Source organism: Bacteroides sp. MSK.20.82, from assembly GCF_019052485.1.
Classification (GTDB): Bacteria; Bacteroidota; Bacteroidia; order Bacteroidales; family Bacteroidaceae; genus Bacteroides; species Bacteroides thetaiotaomicron.
Map to the genome: position 1 here is coordinate 77,764 of NZ_JAHQUN010000005.1, position 18,661 is coordinate 96,424.

At 44.2% G+C, this 18,661-nt stretch carries 8 protein-coding genes; 6 read left to right on the forward strand and 2 right to left on the reverse strand.

Going from position 1 to position 18,661, the window contains the following annotated elements; all coding sequences use genetic code 11:
* Positions 1–7: 7 nt before the first annotated feature.
* The gene (rsmA, locus tag KTR07_RS07470; RefSeq protein ID WP_008760928.1) at positions 8–811 is read right to left on the reverse strand and encodes a 16S rRNA (adenine(1518)-N(6)/adenine(1519)-N(6))-dimethyltransferase RsmA; all 804 of its coding nucleotides are present in this window, start codon (positions 809–811) and stop codon (positions 8–10) included.
* A 70-nt stretch (positions 812–881) separates the two neighbouring features.
* On the opposite strand from rsmA, the gene KTR07_RS07475 reads away from it, so the two are divergent.
* Positions 882–1,868 (forward strand): lysylphosphatidylglycerol synthase transmembrane domain-containing protein, encoded by a 987-nt coding sequence (locus KTR07_RS07475; RefSeq protein ID WP_117981307.1) that lies wholly within the window; start codon positions 882–884, stop codon positions 1,866–1,868.
* A 24-nt stretch (positions 1,869–1,892) separates the two neighbouring features.
* Positions 1,893–3,350, forward strand: a complete 1,458-nt coding sequence (locus KTR07_RS07480) for an aminoacyl-histidine dipeptidase (RefSeq protein ID WP_008764285.1) — start codon at positions 1,893–1,895, stop codon at positions 3,348–3,350.
* A gap of 582 nt (positions 3,351–3,932) precedes the next feature.
* On the opposite strand, the gene KTR07_RS07485 is transcribed toward KTR07_RS07480, so the two are convergent.
* Positions 3,933–5,489, reverse strand: coding sequence for an ATP-binding protein (locus KTR07_RS07485; RefSeq protein ID WP_008764287.1), 1,557 nt, complete (start codon positions 5,487–5,489; stop codon positions 3,933–3,935).
* Positions 5,490–6,356: 867 nt separating this feature from the next.
* On the opposite strand from KTR07_RS07485, the gene KTR07_RS07490 reads away from it, so the two are divergent.
* From KTR07_RS07490 to KTR07_RS07505, 4 genes are all read left to right on the forward strand, one after another.
* Entirely contained in the window at positions 6,357–12,125 is a 5,769-nt protein-coding gene (locus KTR07_RS07490) for an alpha-2-macroglobulin family protein (protein WP_165938021.1), read from the forward strand.
* Between the two features lie 235 nt (positions 12,126–12,360).
* Positions 12,361–13,428, forward strand: coding sequence for a DUF1573 domain-containing protein (locus KTR07_RS07495; protein ID WP_165938022.1), 1,068 nt, complete (start codon positions 12,361–12,363; stop codon positions 13,426–13,428).
* Between the two features lie 11 nt (positions 13,429–13,439).
* Positions 13,440–14,534: a methylmalonyl Co-A mutase-associated GTPase MeaB gene (gene meaB, locus KTR07_RS07500; protein ID WP_008760933.1), complete on the forward strand. Its 1,095-nt coding sequence runs from the start codon at positions 13,440–13,442 to the stop codon at positions 14,532–14,534.
* A 91-nt stretch (positions 14,535–14,625) separates the two neighbouring features.
* Positions 14,626–18,654: a glycoside hydrolase family 2 TIM barrel-domain containing protein gene (locus tag KTR07_RS07505; RefSeq protein WP_113748818.1), complete on the forward strand. Its 4,029-nt coding sequence runs from the start codon at positions 14,626–14,628 to the stop codon at positions 18,652–18,654.
* Positions 18,655–18,661 lie beyond the last annotated feature (7 nt).

Genomic DNA, 18,661 nt, shown 5'->3' on the forward strand with positions numbered 1-18,661 from the left:
CTATCGGTCAGTTACCGGATGCGGTGGCTGTTTTCAGCGCTTCTTCCACCTGGTTGGTCAGACTGATGAATTCTTCCACCGACAGTTGTTCCGGGCGCTTGTTAAATAATGCATCCTCCGTCAGCGGACAGTCTTTGCCTAAAATCGGCTTGATAGAGTTGCGTAATGTTTTGCGCCGTTGGTTGAAGGTGGTCTTCACCACTTGTTTGAACAGTTTTTCGTCGCATCCCAGTTCCTTGGTATCATTGCGGGTCATGCGGATGACGGCGCTTTTCACTTTTGGGGGCGGGTTGAAAACATGTTCGCTGACGGTAAAGAGATATTCTACTTTATACCATGCCTGTATCAGTACGCTCAGGATGCCGTAGGTTTTGCTGCCCGGTCCGGCAGCGATACGTTCGGCTACTTCTTTCTGTATCATTCCGGTACAGCAAGGGATGATGTCCTTGTTTTCCAGCATCTTGAAAAATATCTGGCTGGAGATGTTGTACGGGTAATTACCGGTCAGTACGAAAGGCTTTCCGTCGAACAACCGGTGAAGGTTCATTTTCAGAAAATCGTCTTCGATAATGTGATCTTCCAGTGACGGATAGGCTTCACGGAGATAGGCAACCGATTCGTAGTCTACTTCAACGACTTTTACCAACCGGTCTTTTTTTACCAGAAACTGGGTCAATACTCCCATACCCGGTCCTACCTCCAATACAGGCAGTTCGGGGAAGGTGTCGACTGTATCGGCAATATCCTGCGCTACTTTCAGATCTTTCAGAAAGTGCTGTCCGAGAAACTTTTTAGGCTTTACTAATTTCATTTACCAACTAAATAATTACTTTTGCAGCCGACAAAGGTAATTCTTTTAAATGAAGAATGAAGAATTAAGGATGAAGAAACTACTAAAAAAGACGCTGAAGCTGATATTACCGATTGTTTTAGGCGGCTTTATTCTATACTGGGTTTATCGCGACTTTGATTTCAGCAGGGTCGGCGAGGTATTACGGCATGGTACGAACTGGTGGTGGATGCTTTTTTCGCTCTTGTTCGGGGTGCTTGCTCAGGTATTTCGCGGGTGGCGGTGGCGGCAGACGCTGGAGCCGCTGGATGCTTTCCCCAGAAGAAGCGACTGTGTGAATGCCATCTTTATTTCTTATGCCGCCAGCTTGGTCGTTCCCCGGATAGGGGAGGTGAGTCGTTGCGGGGTGTTGGCGAAGTATGATAATGTCTCGTTTGCCAAATCGCTGGGGACAGTGGTGACGGAGCGACTGGTAGATACATTGACCATTTTTCTGATTACCGGCATTACTGTATTGCTGCAAATGCCGGTGTTTGTCACTTTCCTTGAAAATACGGGGACCAAGATACCTTCTTTTGCTTATCTTTTGACTTCGGTATGGTTTTATATCGTCTTGTTTTGTTTTATCGGGGTGGTGGTGCTTCTTTATTATTTAAGGAAAACGCTGTTTTTCTATGAACGGGTGAAAGGCTTTGTGTTGAATATTTGGGAAGGAATCATGTCTTTGAAAGGAGTACGCAATATTCCTTTGTTCATATTTTATACATTGGCCATCTGGGCTTGTTATTTTTTTCATTTCTATTTTACGTTCTATTGTTTTGCATTCACTGCTCATTTGGGCATTCTTGCGGCACTGGTAATGTTTGTCGGCGGTACGTTTGCTGTTATTGTACCGACTCCCAACGGGGCAGGACCGTGGCATTTTGCTATCATGGAGATGATGATGCTTTACGGAGTAAATGTGACGGATGCCGGAATATTTGCTCTAATTGTGCATGGTATTCAAACTTTTTTGGTAGTTTTGTTGGGTGTATATGGTTTGGCGGATTTGCCGTTTACCAATAGACAGCGAAAGTAATCACTTAATAAAAATAGATTTGTTATGAGTACTATTCTTTCTTTAGCTCCACAGAATGTGTGGAAGCATTTTTATTCGTTGACTCAGATTCCCCGTCCGTCCGGACACATGGAGAAAGTGACTGAATTTCTGATTAACTTCGGAAAAGGCTTGGGACTGGAATCTTTCGTAGACGAAGCGGGTAATGTGATTATCCGTAAACCGGCAACTCCGGGCATGGAAAACCGGAAAGGTGTAATTCTTCAGGCACACATGGATATGGTTCCTCAGAAGAATAATGATACGGTTCATGATTTTGAAAAAGATCCTATCGAAACTTATATAGACGGTGACTGGGTAAAAGCCAAAGGTACTACGCTGGGTGCTGATAACGGACTGGGTGTAGCTGCTATCATGGCTGTACTGGAAGCGAATGATCTGAAACACGGTCCGCTGGAAGCATTGATCACTAAAGATGAAGAAACCGGAATGTACGGTGCATTCGGCTTGAAACCGGGTACGGTAAACGGAGAAATCCTGCTGAATCTTGACTCTGAGGACGAAGGCGAACTGTATATCGGTTGTGCCGGCGGTATGGATGTGACTGCTACGCTGGAATATAAGGAAGTAGCTCCCGAAGAAGGCGACGTCGCTGTTAAAGTAAGTCTGAAAGGTTTGCGTGGTGGACACTCTGGATTGGAAATCAATGAAGGGCGCGCCAATGCCAATAAGCTGTTGGTACGTTTCGTGCGTGAAGCGGTTGCCAGCTATGAAGCCCGCCTGGTAAGCTGGGACGGTGGTAATATGCGCAATGCGATTCCTCGTGAGGCATGTGCGGTACTTGCCATTCCTGCTGAAAACGAAGAGGAACTGCTGGGCTTGGTGAAATATTGCGAAGACTTGTTCAATGAAGAGTTCTCTGCAATCGAAACTCCGATCAGCTTTACGGCAGAACGTGTGGAACTTCCTGCCGGTGAAGTGCCCGAAGAAATTCAGGATAATCTGATTGATGCCATCTTTGCTTGTCAGAATGGTGTGACCCGTATGATTCCGACCGTTCCCGATACGGTGGAAACATCTTCTAATCTGGCTATCATTACGATTGGCGGTGGTAAGGCTGAGATTAAGATTCTGGCCCGTAGCTCCAGCGATAGTATGAAAGAGTATCTGACTACCAGTCTTGAGTCTTGCTTCTCTATGGCAGGCATGAAGGTAGAAATGACTGGCGGCTATTCAGGATGGCAGCCGAACGTTGAATCACCTATTTTGCATGCGATGAAGGAATCTTATAAACAGCAGTTTGGAGTAGAACCCGCAGTGAAAGTAATTCATGCAGGTTTGGAATGTGGTATTATCGGTGCTATCATTCCGGGGTTGGATATGATTTCATTTGGTCCGACATTGCGTTCGCCGCACTCACCGGATGAAAGAGCTTTGATTCCTACCGTACAGAAGTTCTATGACTTCCTGGTGGCTACATTAGCACAGACTCCGACGAAATAAGGATTCTTTTCCTATTTATATAATAGGTATCATATAGTAAAAAGGCATGGAAGATTATCTTCCGTGCCTTTTTGTCATATTTGCTGCCATTGAAATTATAATTCTGCTTTATAACAAATAAATTAATTGATGCAAATCAATTGATATGCTATAAAACATAAATTTCTTTCCTTTTTCGGCTCAATCTATAAACAATGGTCGTATTTTTGTGTTATAAAACATGTAATTAGGAGGATAACAAAATGAAAAAGTTAGAAAGATTGTTTAGAAAGATCGGCAATGCCGATGTACATGTTTGGGGATACTCAACACTTGGCATACTCCCCAAAGAGAAGATTTAAGTTTTTTAGTTTTCAGGTATTAGTAATTTTAAAGGTTTAAAGATTATGGCAAAGAAAATGAGTTCATTAATTAGAAAAATCCTCAGTGAAGTAGGTCGCAACGAAATGCTTTCATGGGGGTACAGAATTGAAAAATGAGATTCAGTACATTAACTAAGCTTGAGTGGGGATGCGTTATTGAAAACGTTATCCCCACTTTTTATTCTGTCATTTAGGCTGTATAGTGGTTAATCCGCGTTCTTTATCTTTCTGTTTTCCATGTTCCGATAGTTCTTGTCGCACTATCAAAGTTTACTCCCACTTTTATTATTTTCCAGTCTCCCACCTGATAGGGAATGGCATACTCCTTACTATTAATCTGCGCCAATGCTTCTTCCGGTGTACCGTCCACTTTAAATTCAAAGACATAAAGGGTATCTTGTAATTTTACAATGGCGTCAGCCCTTCCGATAGCTGTATCTACTTCCACATCTATATATTGCCCCATCAGCCTGAAAAATAGATAGAAGATGGTTTGGTAATGTTTCTCTTCTTTATTATTTAACTTATTAGGGATAGAAGCGAAGAAGGACTTTAGTCTTTCCAGGCATCCATCCAAATTTCCGGCACGTAAGTCTTTAATAAATGATACTATATAAAATGTATTCTCTCGTGCGGGCAAATGTACATAAGCAGGCATGAGAGATTCGAGAAATCCTTTCCTGACTTCCTTGTTGGGGTAAGCTAGGGTATAGAGCTGAAAACTCGGGTCATATCCTTTAATAGTGAGATAGCCGCTTTGATAAAGTACTGGAAGAGGGTCGGTAATTCTATTAGTGGGAGCATCAAATTGTTCTGCTGTAGCAGTAGTGTCATCCAACTCACGGATATCAAAGTTACTTTCTTGTAGGAGATCTATCAAAAAAGTGGGAGTACCGGTAGAAAACCAAAAATTGGAATACTTTTTTTGTGCGAAAGCATTGAACAGACTGAATGGATTATAAATATCCTCGCTATTTTCACTAAAATGATATCCGTCATATTGTTGTTTCAGATGAGTACAAGCTTCTTCATATGTTTCGTTATTGGCTTGAGCCATCTGTTCGATATCGATTTGCAGTGTGTGTACCTCTTGTTCGGTAATGCCGCATATAGCGCTATATTCATCCCACATACTGATATTTTGCAAGTTGTTCAGTTCGCTAAAGATACTCATTTGACTGAATTTGCTGATACCTGTGATAAAAAGGAAACGGATATATTGGCCTTGCGCTTTCAAAGGGCTGAAGAAATCGCGCATAATATCACGAATTTCTATTTGCAATTCCGTATTGTTATTACTGTCCAGCATGGGAGCATCATATTCATCTACAAGTATCACAACTGGTTTGCCGGTCTGTGTATATGCGCGTTGTATGATTCCCTTTAAACGAAGGCTGAAAGTCGTTTCTCCTTCTTCGCGTCCATATAATTTTTCCCATTGCAGTAACTGGTAATTAATGACGGCTGATAACGCTTCGGCAGTCATATATTTACTCACACTGAAATCAATATGTAGCACCGGATAAACAGCCCATTCTTTTTCCAGAGTTTCCATTGCCAATCCGTTGAACAAGTCTTTCTTTCCGGAAAAATAAGCTTCGAGTGTAGATACTAGCAGACTTTTCCCGAATCGTCGGGGACGGCTTAAAAAATAAACCTTATTTGTGTTTGTCAAACGGTAAATTAACTCCGTTTTATCAACGTACACATAACCATTATTTCGCAAATCTTCGAAATTCTGTATTCCTATCGGGTATCGTCTGAATCTCTCGTCCATCTAAATTACATTTTTATATGAAACATAGACAAAGATAGAACTAAATAGGGGAAAATCAAAGATCAAAAAGTATATTGTTGTTTTCTTCCATTTTTATTTTCGTATTTCTTTTCACATAATATACTCTTGTTTTCTTCCCATATTACGATACATTCTTTTAGCTCCTCACCTGTTTTATTTCTATTTGTGTATATATCGGTCTCATGGTGAAAAAATGACCTTCTTAAAAAGGGAATATTTAAACAGTCAGGAAGGCGCTAATGCCAACATCATATAAATATAGAATGAAAAAGCTTCGGCATTTGTAACTATGATATTTACTCTTTTTATGAATTGGATGGTTTTGTGATTAAATTGAAGCTGTCTTGATCTTAAACTGGTTATTTGGTAACTTTATTGAAATTTGATGATTCATTATGCTATTGTTATCATGTTTGTTATTGTCGATAAACTAGAGAAAAATAGCCTCCCTATGCCTCTTTTATTACTTTTTTGCCGGTGATAAATAAGTTCCTCGGTGAGGAAAGAGTCGTTGGTTTAAAAGGAACATCCCGTTGGTTTTAAACCAACGAAGGTTTTGTTGGTAAGAAAAGATGCATATTTCACGTACCTTTATGTAATATTAGTCTATGTTTCTGCATATTATTACACTTATTTATGCGAATTATTTGCTGGTTCATTATTTTTTGATTAACTGAATTTCTAATATAATCTTAAAAATCGAACATTGCTGTCTCTTTTTCAAATTTGGTATCAGATGAAATAAGACAATTATTGAAAATTAATTGAAAAAGAATAAATCTTTAAACTTTTATTCCTTACTTTGTTATTTATACAGATATATATCAAACTTAAACTGGAAAGATTATGAAAATAAGGCAGATTTGTATGCTGGTGCTGTTATGTCTGGGAGTGATTCCGGCAGTGCAGGCACAAACTTACGACAAATTATGGAAACAAGTGGAGCAGGCAGAAAAGAAGAGCCTGCCTGAGACTGTGATAAAACTGACTGGCGAGATTTATCAGAAAGGGGAGAAAGATAAGAACTCTCCACAAATGCTGAAAGCGTATATGTGGCGGATGAGATACCGGGATATGCTGACCCCAGATAGCCTGTATACGAACCTGAATGGTTTGGAACTGTGGGCAAAGCAAACTGACCAACCCATGGACCGAGCTGTATTACATTCGCTGATAGCCGAGATTTATTCAATGTATGCTTTTAACAATCAATGGCAACTCCGGCAACGGGCAGAGATTGTAGGTGAAGCTCCTTCGGCAGATATGAGGGAGTGGACAGCAAACATGTTTGTAGAGAAAGTGAGAACAAACGTAAGGGAAGCAATGGCGGATTCCGTACTATTGCTTAACACATCTTCACGTACTTATATTCCTTTTGTTGAGTTGGGCGAAACAAGTGAATACTATCATCATGATATGTATCATCTGCTGGCTACCCGCAGTATTGTAGCTTTACAGCAGGTAGCGGGATTGGATCGTGCCACTCCGGTGGAAGATATTTCGGAAGATTCGTCTGCTGAAAAAGAATCTTCGGTGAAACAGGATATTATAGCAATTTATGGAAATATGATTGCTGCTTATAAAGCATCCGGTTTGAAAGAAGGCTATGTGTTGACAGCGCTCAGCTATTTAGAGTGGAGACGTGATTCAGATAGAAACATCCGGCCTTTCGGACTGAAGAAAGGATTGTCGGGATTAACAGAAGATACCTACGTTACTGCACTGAATGAACTGAAAAGCAGATTTAAATCAGAGAGTATTTGTGCTGAAGTTTATTTGGCCCAGGCTCGCTATGCGATTGAAAAAGAACAGCAAACGTCAGCTTTGCAGCTTTGTGATGAGGCCATCCGTTTATACCCCGGTTATCGTAGAATTAACGCTCTGAAGAATTTGCGCGAAGATATCCTGTCACCGTTTCTGAATGTAACTGCGGCTGCAACAGCTTTCCCTGGTGAGGAAATCGAAATAAGAGCTTCGCACAAGAATCTGGATGGATTTACACTTCGTCTTTATCAGGCAAAGAAGTTGATAAAGGAGCAGCACTTTGCAGTTCTTCGTCCCGAAGACTACCGGACGCAGGATACGGTATTTACCTTTAAAGCGCCGGAAGTCGGACAATATGTAATGCGTATCGTTCCGGATATTCGTGCCAAGAGAGACAGTGAAAGCAAATTCAATGTGACACGTTTCAAAGTATTGACCTGCCGTTTACCGGGAAATCAATATGAGGTAGTGACGCTGGACGGACAAACGGGACACCCTATACCGAATGCGAAAATAACTCTTTATACGAATGACGAAAAAGTATTGCAGGAATATATAACTGGGGCAGATGGCAAAGTTGTCTTCCCCTGGAAATCCGAATACAGATATTTGAAAGCTGCTAAAGGTATCGATACCGGTATGCCGTTTCAAAGCATTTACGGTGGAAGTTATGGATATTACGGAGATGAAAACAAGGTCTCCGAAGGAATGACTTTGTTGACGGACCGTTCTTTGTACCGTCCCGGTCAGACCGTATATGTGAAAGGAATTGCCTATGTACAGAAATCTGATACGGCAGATGTACTTCCGAACAAGGACTATACTGTTGTTTTGATGGATGCAAATAATCAGGAAGTTGGACAGAAAGCGGTTCGTACCAATGAATTCGGCTCGTTTACTGTCGATTTTGCATTGCCATCCGCTTGTCTGAATGGGATGTTTTCGTTGAAAGCCGGCGAGGGAAGAACGAATATTCGCGTGGAGGACTATAAACGTCCGACGTTTGATATTACTTTCGACAAGCAACAGGGCAGTTATCAATTGGGCGATAAGGTAGAGGTGAAAGGTAAGATACAGTCTTATAGCGGTGTGTTGCTGCAAGACCTTCCGGTAAAATATACAGTGAAGCGTTCTGTTGTCGATCTTTGGAGACTGGCGGAAAGTACGCAGATTGCTTCCGGTGAGGTAATTGCCAATGAGGACGGGGAATTTACGATTCCGGTTTTTTTGGAAGAAAATAACGCCTATAAGAATAATACCAGAATCTATTACCGCTACTCGATAGAGGCTACTGCAACCAATGTAGCAGGTGAAACACAGTCGTCTACAGATGTGATAGCAGCAGGTAACCGTTCACTGATTCTACAAACAGAATTAAAAGAGAAGACCTGTAAGAATCAACCGTTTAACACTGTATTTAAGGTACAGAATCTGAATGGGCAGCCTGTTGAAGTAAAAGGTACATTCTCCCTCTATCAGGCGAAAGATGCGGACTTCAAGCAACTGGACGAGAATCCGGCTGCAACAGGTACATTTACTTCCAACGAAGAAATGACGATTGAGTGGGGAAACCTTCCTTCCGGACCGTATGTGTTGAAAGCAGTCGTAAAAGATGGACAGGGCAAAGAAGTGACGGCTGAGGCCAACACCATTCTTTTCTCCCGCGAAGATAACCGTCCGCCGGTAGAAACGACCGTTTGGTTCTATGAGGCAAATACGGAATTTGATGCAACGCATCCGGCCGTGTTCTGCTTCGGAACTTCGAAAAAAGATGCTTATGTGATGATGAATGTATTCTCCGGTAATAAGTTGCTGGAAAGCAAGACTATGAATCTGTCCGACACAATTGTACATTTTAAATATCCATATCAGGAAAGCTATGGTGACGGAGTACTGGTAAGTTTCTGTATGGTAAGAGACGGACAAGTCTATCAGGAACAGGCAAGGCTGAAAAAGCGTCTGCCGGACAAGACATTGACCATGAAATGGGAAGTATTCCGTGATAAGCTGCGTCCCGGACAGAAAGAAGAATGGAAACTGACTATTAAGACACCGCAGGGACAGGCTGCCGAGGCAGAAATGCTAGCAACTATGTACGATGCTTCGCTGGATAAGATATGGAATAGAAAACAGAATTTCAGTGTATTCTATAATCAGATCATCCCTTATTCTAGTTGGATGGGCGGATATTTCGGTAATAATTCGTTCAATTACTGGTGGAATAATAAATACTTCAAAGTACCGACAATGGAATATGACTATTTTGTGACGCAGGGAACGATGTCGATGGACCAGGCGTTGAATGGAATGGTGCCGGGAGTGATGGTCAGAGGATATGGCGTGCAAAAGCAGGCCTCAATGACGGGCAGTATGATGATACGGGGCGTTTCGAGAAGCAAGGCGGAAGCAAAATATGTACCTGCTTTGGCTGGAAGTGTTGCTGAGGATGCGGTATTTGAATCAGAGTTAGTGTCAGTAGAGGCAGGCAAGCTGGACGGCGCATCCGAAGAAGAAACTCTTCCCGAAGCTCCCGCCGATTTGCGTACGAACCTTGCGGAAACAGCCTTCTTCTACCCACAACTTCGTACCAATGAACAAGGCGAAGTTTCCTTCTCCTTCACTATGCCCGAAAGTCTGACCCGCTGGAACTTCCGCGGTTACTCTCATACCAAAGGTATGCTGATGGGCACACTGGACGGTGAAGCCACTACAAGCAAAGAATTTATGCTGACTCCTAATCTACCTCGTTTCGTACGTGTCGGAGATAAGACATCTGTTGCCGCCTCCATTTCCAACATGACTGGAAAGCCGCAGGCCGGTACGGTGAGCATGATTCTCTTTGATCCGATGACGGAAAAGGTAATCAGCACACAAAAACAGAAGTTTACTGTAGAGGCCGGAAAGACAATCGGCGTCAGTTTCATGTTTACCGTGAGTGATAAATACGAGATACTGGGATGCCGGATGATAGCCGACAGCGGTACCTTCAGTGATGGTGAACAGCAGCTACTTCCCGTGCTTAGTAATAAAGAGCATCTGGTAGAAACGCTTCCGATGCCTGTCCGTGGAGAAGAAACACGTACTTTCTCTCTCGACAGCCTGTTCAATCATCATAGTAAGACGGCAACCGACCGTAAACTAACCGTTGAATTTACCGGAAATCCTGCCTGGTATGCTATTCAGGCATTGCCTTCATTGAGCCTTCCGGGAAATAATAATGCCATTTCGTGGGCTACCGCTTACTACGCAAATACACTGGCTTCCTACATCATGAACAGCCAGCCACGTATTAAAGCCGTATTCGATAGCTGGAAGCTACAGGGGGGAACCAAAGAAACCTTCCTGAGCAACCTGCAAAAGAACCAGGAAGTGAAGAATATCCTGTTATCCGAATCTCCGTGGGTACTCGAAGCGCAAACGGAAGAACAGCAGAAAGAACGTATCGCCACTCTGTTCGATCTGAACAATATCCGTAGCAACAACATTGCCGCATTGACAAGATTACAGGAGTTGCAGAATTCAAGCGGAGCATGGTCGTGGTATAAAGGTATGACCGGTAGCCGTTACGTCACTACCTACATTGCCGAATTGAATGCCCGCCTGGCTATGATGACAGGTGAGCAACCAAGCGGCACGGCGCTTGCCTTGCAGAAGAATGCCTTTACCTATCTCCATCAGGAAGCTCTGAAGGAATATAGAGAAATTCTCAAAGCACAGAAAGACGGGGTGAAGTTTACAGGGATTTCCGGAAGTATCTTGCAATATCTATATCTGATCGCTCTGTCCGGCGAACAAGTTCCGGCTTCCAATAAAGCCGCCTATACTTATTATCTGTCCAAGATAGGCGAAATGCTTCCGACCGCTTCGATGGATACGAAAGCGATTGCCGCTATCATTCTGGATAAGGCCGGACGGAAGAAAGAAGCTCAGGAATTCATCGCTTCACTGAAAGAACATCTGACGAAGACGGACGAACAGGGAATGTTCTTTGCCTTCAATGAAAATCCCTATTCCTGGGGCGGAATGAAAATGCAGGCTCATGTAGACGTAATGGAAGCACTGGAACTGACAGGCGGAAATAACGATACCGTAGAAGAAATGAAACTCTGGCTGCTCAAACAGAAACAGACCCAACAGTGGAATTCTCCGGTAGCTACTGCCGATGCTGTCTATGCCTTACTGATGAAAGGCGTAAACCTGCTCGACAATCAGGGAGACGTGCGTATTGTCATTGCAAAAGAGGTGCTGGAAACTGTCTCTCCAAGCAAGACTACCGTACCGGGACTGGGCTATATCAAACGCTCGTTTACACAGAAGAATGTAGTGGACGCCCGTAAGATAGAAGTCGAAAAGAGAAATCCGGGCATCGCGTGGGGAGCCGTTTACGCGGAATATGAATCACCCATCAAGGATGTGAGACAACAGGGAGGAGAACTGAATGTGCAAAAGCAACTGTATGTGGAACGTATGGTAAACAATGCTCCTCAACTACAGCCTATTACAGAAAAGACCGCTCTTCAGGTAGGCGATAAAGTAGTTTCCCGTTTGAGCATTCGTGCAGACCGTCCGATGGACTTCGTACAGTTGAAAGACCAGCGGGGCGCCTGCTTCGAACCGATCGGCAGTGTATCCGGTTACAACTGGAGTAATGGAATCGGCTATTACGTAGACATCAAGGATGCTTCTACCAATTTCTTCTTTGACCATTTAGGAAAAGGAGTGTATGTGTTGGAGCATAGCTATCGTATCAGCAGAGCGGGAACCTATGAGACAGGTTTGGCAACCATGCAATGCGCCTATGCGCCGGAATACGCTTCGCATTCGGCTTCGATGACAATTATTATTAAATAACGTGCGGAGAAGATTTCTTCCCCACCGGTGAGCAGGGGACTCGCCACCGATGAGGAAGGTGTTCCCCACCGATGAAGGCTGCCTTCATCGGTGGGGAACTTTTTGTTGATGAATACCGCGTTGCAGGAGTTGTCACAGGGTAAAGTATTTTCTCAAACGGTGTTAATCTATGTAATCTGTGATGAAAAACTCATCTAAAACTCCTACATTTGTGGACCAAAATAAAATATATCACATGAAACGTACTTTACTATTGATATTTACTCTGCTTACTGTCACTTTGGCGGCTGTTGCCCAACCCCGTATTTCCTCTAACAAGGAGACGCACAACTTTGGACAAATAGAATGGAAAAAGCCGGTAACAGTAGAATATACCATCACCAATACCGGAAACGAACCGTTGGTGCTGACCAATGTCACGACTTCCTGCGCCTGTGCCGTAGCCGACTGGACAAAGGAACCCATTGCTCCGGGTGCCAAAGGAACTGTGAAAGCCTCTTTTGACGCGAAAGCGCTGGGACGTTTTGACAAGTCGATAGGCATATACAGCAATGCCACTCCGAATCTGGTTTATCTGAAATTCACCGGTGAGGTAGTGCAGGAAATCAAAGATTATTCAAAACTTCTTCCGTATGCCATCGGCAATATCCGCATTGACCGTGACGAGTTCTCCTTCCCCGATGTCTATCGCGGACAGCAACCGTCCATGACGTTCAGCATTGCCAATCTTTCCGACCGTCCGTACGAACCGGTGTTGATGCACCTGCCTCCTTATCTGAAGATGGAAGCGGAACCTAAAGTACTGCTGAAAGGTAAAAAAGGAACGATCAAGCTGACACTGGATGCCAGCCAGCTACAGGACTTCGGACTGACACAGACCTCTGTCTACCTGTCCCGTTTCTCCGGTGATAAAGTGAGTGAAGACAATGAGATACCCGTTTCGGCCATTCTTCTTCCCGATTTCTCGCGTATGACGGAGAAAGATTCTTTGAATGCTCCTTCCATCCACATCTCGGAGACGAATATTGACCTGAGTATTCCGTTGATCAAGAAGAATAAAGTCAGCCATGATATATTGATTGCTAATGCGGGCAAGACCTCGTTAGTCATCAGTAAGCTACAGGTATTCAACTCTTCTGTAGGAGTAAGACTGAAAAAGACGGTCATTCCGCCGGACGGAATGACTAAGTTGAAAGTGACGATCCACAAGCGGGATGTAGGTAATAAGAAACATCATTTACGTATCTTGATGATTACAAACGACCCGTTGCGTCCGAAAGTTGAAATAAATATCAAACGCTAACTCTTATTATCATGGAACATCCTGAAAATAACGAAGAATATAAAGGACTCGTTGTCAATAAAGGCATCGAACAGCCCTCATCCGTGAATCCTTATTTGAAACGTAAGCCCAAAAAGCGTCAGCTTTCGGTAGCGGAATTTGTAGAAGGTATTGTGAAAGGCGATGTCACTATTCTCAGTCAGGCTGTGACACTGGTAGAGAGCGTGAAGCCCGAACATCAGGCTGTCGCCCAGGAAGTGATCGAGAAGTGTCTGCCTTATTCCGGCAATTCCATCCGTGTAGGTATCAGTGGAGTGCCCGGTGCGGGAAAGAGTACCTCGATTGACGTATTCGGTCTGCATGTGCTCGAAAAAGGCGGTAAGTTGGCGGTGCTGGCTATCGACCCGAGCAGTGAGCGCAGTAAAGGCAGTATCCTGGGAGACAAGACACGTATGGAACAACTTTCCGTACATCCCCAATCGTTTATCCGCCCCAGCCCCTCAGCTGGTTCGTTGGGAGGAGTTGCCCGGAAGACCCGTGAAACGATTGTGCTCTGTGAGGCTGCCGGATTCGATAAAATCTTTGTGGAAACCGTCGGAGTGGGACAGAGCGAAACGGCTGTTCATTCTATGGTGGATTTCTTCCTGCTGATTCAGTTGGCAGGTACGGGAGATGAATTGCAAGGCATCAAACGAGGAATCATGGAGATGGCGGACGGTATTGTCATCAACAAAGCCGACGGAGATAATCTGGAACCTGCCAAGTTGGCTGCCAGTCAGTTCCGTAATGCGCTGCATCTGTTTCCGGCTCCCGAATCGGGATGGATTCCGAAGGTGCTGACTTACTCCGGTTTTTATAATATCGGCGTGAAGGAAATCTGGGATATGGTGTATGAATATATCGACTTCGTGAAGAAGAACGGTTATTTTGACTATCGCCGTAATGAACAGAGCAAGTACTGGATGTACGAAACGATCAATGAACAGCTCCGTGATAGCTTCTATCACAATCCTCGGATTGAAGCGATGCTTCAGGAGAAGGAACAACAAGTGCTGCAGGGAAATCTTACTTCGTTTATCGCTGCTAAGAGCCTGCTGGATACCTATTTTGACGAATTAAAACGATGATAAAGCAGAAACAGTGATGGATTAAAACGACCGAACATTTACCCCCGATAACTATACCCTAATTAATAACCAATTGTTAACTTTACACCTAATGAACAAAACCTTATTAACCGGGCTTTTGTGTTGTAGTTTGTCAATACAGAGCTTTGCAGACCAACCGTTAGAAGGATTCACCTATGGTTCGGTGAATGCTCCTACAGGAAAAGAGTGGGAATCTCCCGAAAACTTGGCGCTCAACAAAGAGCAGCCGCATGCTTATTTCTTTCCGTTCCAGCATTTGGATAATGCCCGCAAGGTATTGCCGGAAAACAGTAAGTATTGGCAGTCACTTGACGGTGACTGGAAGTTTCACTGGGCACCCGACCCCGACTCCCGCCCCAAAGATTTCTATCAGACTGAGTATGATGTCAGCTCATGGGATGCGATTCCCGTGCCTTCAAGCTGGAATATTTATGGCATTCAAAAGGACGGAAGCCAGAAGTACGGAACGCCTATCTACGTCAACCAACCGGTAATCTTCCAGCACAGCGTGAAGGTGGATGACTGGCGCGGAGGCGTGATGCGTACTCCTCCTGCCAACTGGACTACTTACAAGGATCGGAACGAAGTAGGTTCCTTCCGCCGTGATTTCGAAATCCCGCAGGACTGGGACGGACGCGAAGTCTTTATCAGCTTCGATGGTGTCGATTCATTCTTCTATCTGTGGATCAACGGTCAGTACGTAGGTTTTTCCAAGAATTCGCGTAATACCGCTAATTTCAATATCACTCCCTATTTACAGAAAGGCAAGAACACCGTAGCCGCCGAAGTGTATCGTAGTTCGGACGGTTCCTTCCTCGAAGCGCAGGATATGTTCCGTCTGCCGGGCATCTTCCGTACGGTTGCCTTGTACTCGGTTCCCAAAGTTCATTTCCGTGACTTGGTTGCCACACCCGATTTGGATGCGACTTATACGGACGGTTCTCTGACTGTCAATGCCGAAATCCGTAATCTGGATAAGAAAGCCATCAAAGACTACAAGGTATATTACTCTTTATATGCCAACAAACTGTATTCTGATGAGAATACCTTGGTAGATGGATTCTTATCTCCTGTGATCGACAAAATCGCTCCGAATGAAACCGGTAGTGTTCAGACTGTTCTTAAGGTAAAGGCTCCTAATAAGTGGTCGGCTGAATTTCCGTATCGCTACACGTTGGTAGCCGAATTGAAGGATAAGAAGAACAGAACCGTTGAAATGGTTTCCACCATTGTCGGTTTCCGCAAAGTGGAGATTAAGGATACTCCTGCTTCCGAAGATGAATTCGGACTTGCCGGACGTTATTATTATGTGAACGGAAAGACGGTCAAACTGAAAGGGGTGAACCGACATGAATCCAATCCGGGAGTAGGGCACGCCATTACCCGTGAGATGATGGAGAAAGAGATTATGTTGATGAAGCGTGCCAACATCAATCATGTACGTAATTCACATTATCCGGATGATCCGTATTGGTATTTCCTGTGCAATAAATACGGTATTTATCTCGAAGATGAGGCGAATATAGAATCGCACGAATATTATTATGGTGCTGCCTCCCTCTCTCATCCGGTGGAATGGAAAAATGCGCACGTGGCACGTGTGATGGAAATGGTGCGTGCCAATGTCAACAATCCTTCTATCGTTATCTGGTCGTTGGGCAATGAAGCCGGACCGGGCAAGAACTTTGTGGCGGCTTATGATGCTTTGAAGAAGTTTGATACTTCCCGTCCTGTGCAATATGAGCGTAATAATGACATTGTAGATATGGGTTCCAACCAATATCCGTCTATCGGCTGGGTACGTGGGGCCGTGCAGGGGAAATATGATATCAAGTATCCGTTCCATATATCCGAATATGCCCATTCAATGGGGAATGCCTGCGGTAATCTGATAGATTACTGGGAAGCTATGGAGTCGACCAATTTCTTCTGTGGAGGTGCCATTTGGGATTGGGTAGACCAGTCTATGTACAATTATGACCCGAAGACAGGTGTCCGTTATCTGGCTTACGGTGGAGACTTTGGCGATACTCCCAATGATGGTCAGTTTGTAATGAACGGCATCGTGTTTGGTGACCTTGAACCGAAGCCTCAGTACTATGAAGTGAAAAAGGTATATCAGCACATCGGCGTAAAGGCAATAGATACAGAAAAGGGGGTATTTGAGATCTTCAATAAGTACTACTTTAAGAACTTGGCGGAAGATTACCAGTTGGTATATTCGCTTTATGAAGACGGTAAACCGATAATGACCGGTAAACCGATGGATATCAATATAGCTCCACGCCAACGTGCACAGATCACTCTGCCGTATGATCATGCCTCTCTTAAGAAAGATGCTGAGTACTTTATGAAACTACAGTTTATACTGAAAGATCAAAGACCTTGGGCTGCCAAAGGCTTTCCGATGGCAGAAGAACAGATTTTGATAAAGGAGGCTACAGACCGCCCGTCCATCAGTGAAGTAACTGCCGGTGCAGCAAAACAGGATGGATTCGTACTGGACAAGGATACGAAGCGCATCCTTATAAAGGGAGCTGACTTTGAAGCCATATTTGACCCGCAAACCGGAAGTATCTACAGTCTGAAGTATGGCAACGAGACTGTTATCGCCGATGGCAACGGTCCGAAGCTCGATGCTCTCCGTGCTTTTACAAACAATGATAACTGGTTCTATGCCCCCTGGTTCGAACATGGTTTGCACAATCTGATTCATAAAGCAACTGAATATAAAGTACTGAATAAAGGCAATGGCACTTTGGTATTGAGTTTTACGGTAGAATCTCAGGCACCGAATGCCGCACGCATTAAGGGTGGTACAAGCTCCGGTAAGAATAGCATCGAAGAACTGACCGACAGAAAATTCGGTAGCAATGACTTTAAATTTGTCACTAACCAGATATGGACAGTGTATCCGGACGGTTCTATCGAATTGCAGTCCAGCATTACTTCCAATCGTTCAAGTTTGGTTCTGCCACGTTTGGGTTATGTGATGAAAGTTCCACAACAATACAGTAACTTCACTTACTATGGACGCGGACCGATAGATAACTATGCCGACCGTAAGAGCGGACAGTTTATCGAACAGTATACGAATAGCGTAGCAGGTGAGTTCGTAAACTTCCCAAAACCTCAGGATATGGGCAATCACGAAGATGTTCGCTGGTGTGCATTGACCAATCAGGCAGGGAATGGAGTTGTCTTCGTAGCTACCGACCGTCTTTCGGCTTCGGCACTTCAGTACTCGGCTCTCGACTTGATTTTGGCTTCCCATCCTTATCAGTTGCCGAAGGCAGGCGATACCTATCTGCATTTGGATTGTGCAGTGACCGGTCTGGGTGGTAACAGTTGTGGCCAGGGAGGTCCTCTCGTACACGACCGTGTGTTTGCCAATCAGCACAGCATGGGCTTCATCATTCGTCCTGCCGGTAAGGAACTGAGTGTCGTTGCCAATGTTGCCCCTGCGGGAGATCTTCCTCTGTCTATCACACGTACCCCTGCCGGAATGGTCGAATTGACTTCGGCAAAGAAAGATGCTGTCATTTGTTATAGCATTGACGGAAGTAAGAAAGTGCAGGAATACACAGAGCCTGTCCCTATGCGTAACGGAGGTACGATCAAGGCATGGTATAAGGATAGTAAGGATATCAGCAGCACGATGAAGTTTGAGAAAATAGAAAGCATTCAGACGCAAGTCGTATACGCCAGTAGTCAGGAATCGGGTGAAGGCGATGCTTCTCATCTGACTGATGGTGATCCGAATACCATCTGGCATACCATGTATTCGGTGACAGTTGCCAAATACCCGCATTGGGTAGATCTGGATGCCGGTGAAGTCAAGGAAATCAAAGGCTTTACTTACCTGCCACGACAGAATGGAGGAAACGGTAATATCAAGGATTACTCTATTCAGGTCAGCATGGATGGAAAAGAATGGGGAGAGCCTGTTAATAAAGGAACGTTCGCAAGGGACTCCAAAGAAAAGAGAGTCTTGTTTGACAAACCGGTGAAGGCACGTTATATCCGTTTCACGGCTTTAAGCGAACAGAATGGACAGGATTTTGCGTCCGGTGCGGAGATAACGATTCTGGCTAACTAAAGATAGC

Coding starts and splice junctions, on each gene's coding strand:
- rsmA (WP_008760928.1), bottom strand. CDS start 811: ATGAAATTAGTAAAGCCTAAAAAGTTTCTCGGACAGCACTTTCTGAAA.
- KTR07_RS07475 (WP_117981307.1), top strand. CDS start 882: ATGAAGAAACTACTAAAAAAGACGCTGAAGCTGATATTACCGATTGTT.
- KTR07_RS07480 (WP_008764285.1), top strand. CDS start 1,893: ATGAGTACTATTCTTTCTTTAGCTCCACAGAATGTGTGGAAGCATTTT.
- KTR07_RS07485 (WP_008764287.1), bottom strand. CDS start 5,489: ATGGACGAGAGATTCAGACGATACCCGATAGGAATACAGAATTTCGAA.
- KTR07_RS07490 (WP_165938021.1), top strand. CDS start 6,357: ATGAAAATAAGGCAGATTTGTATGCTGGTGCTGTTATGTCTGGGAGTG.
- KTR07_RS07495 (WP_165938022.1), top strand. CDS start 12,361: ATGAAACGTACTTTACTATTGATATTTACTCTGCTTACTGTCACTTTG.
- meaB (WP_008760933.1), top strand. CDS start 13,440: ATGGAACATCCTGAAAATAACGAAGAATATAAAGGACTCGTTGTCAAT.
- KTR07_RS07505 (WP_113748818.1), top strand. CDS start 14,626: ATGAACAAAACCTTATTAACCGGGCTTTTGTGTTGTAGTTTGTCAATA.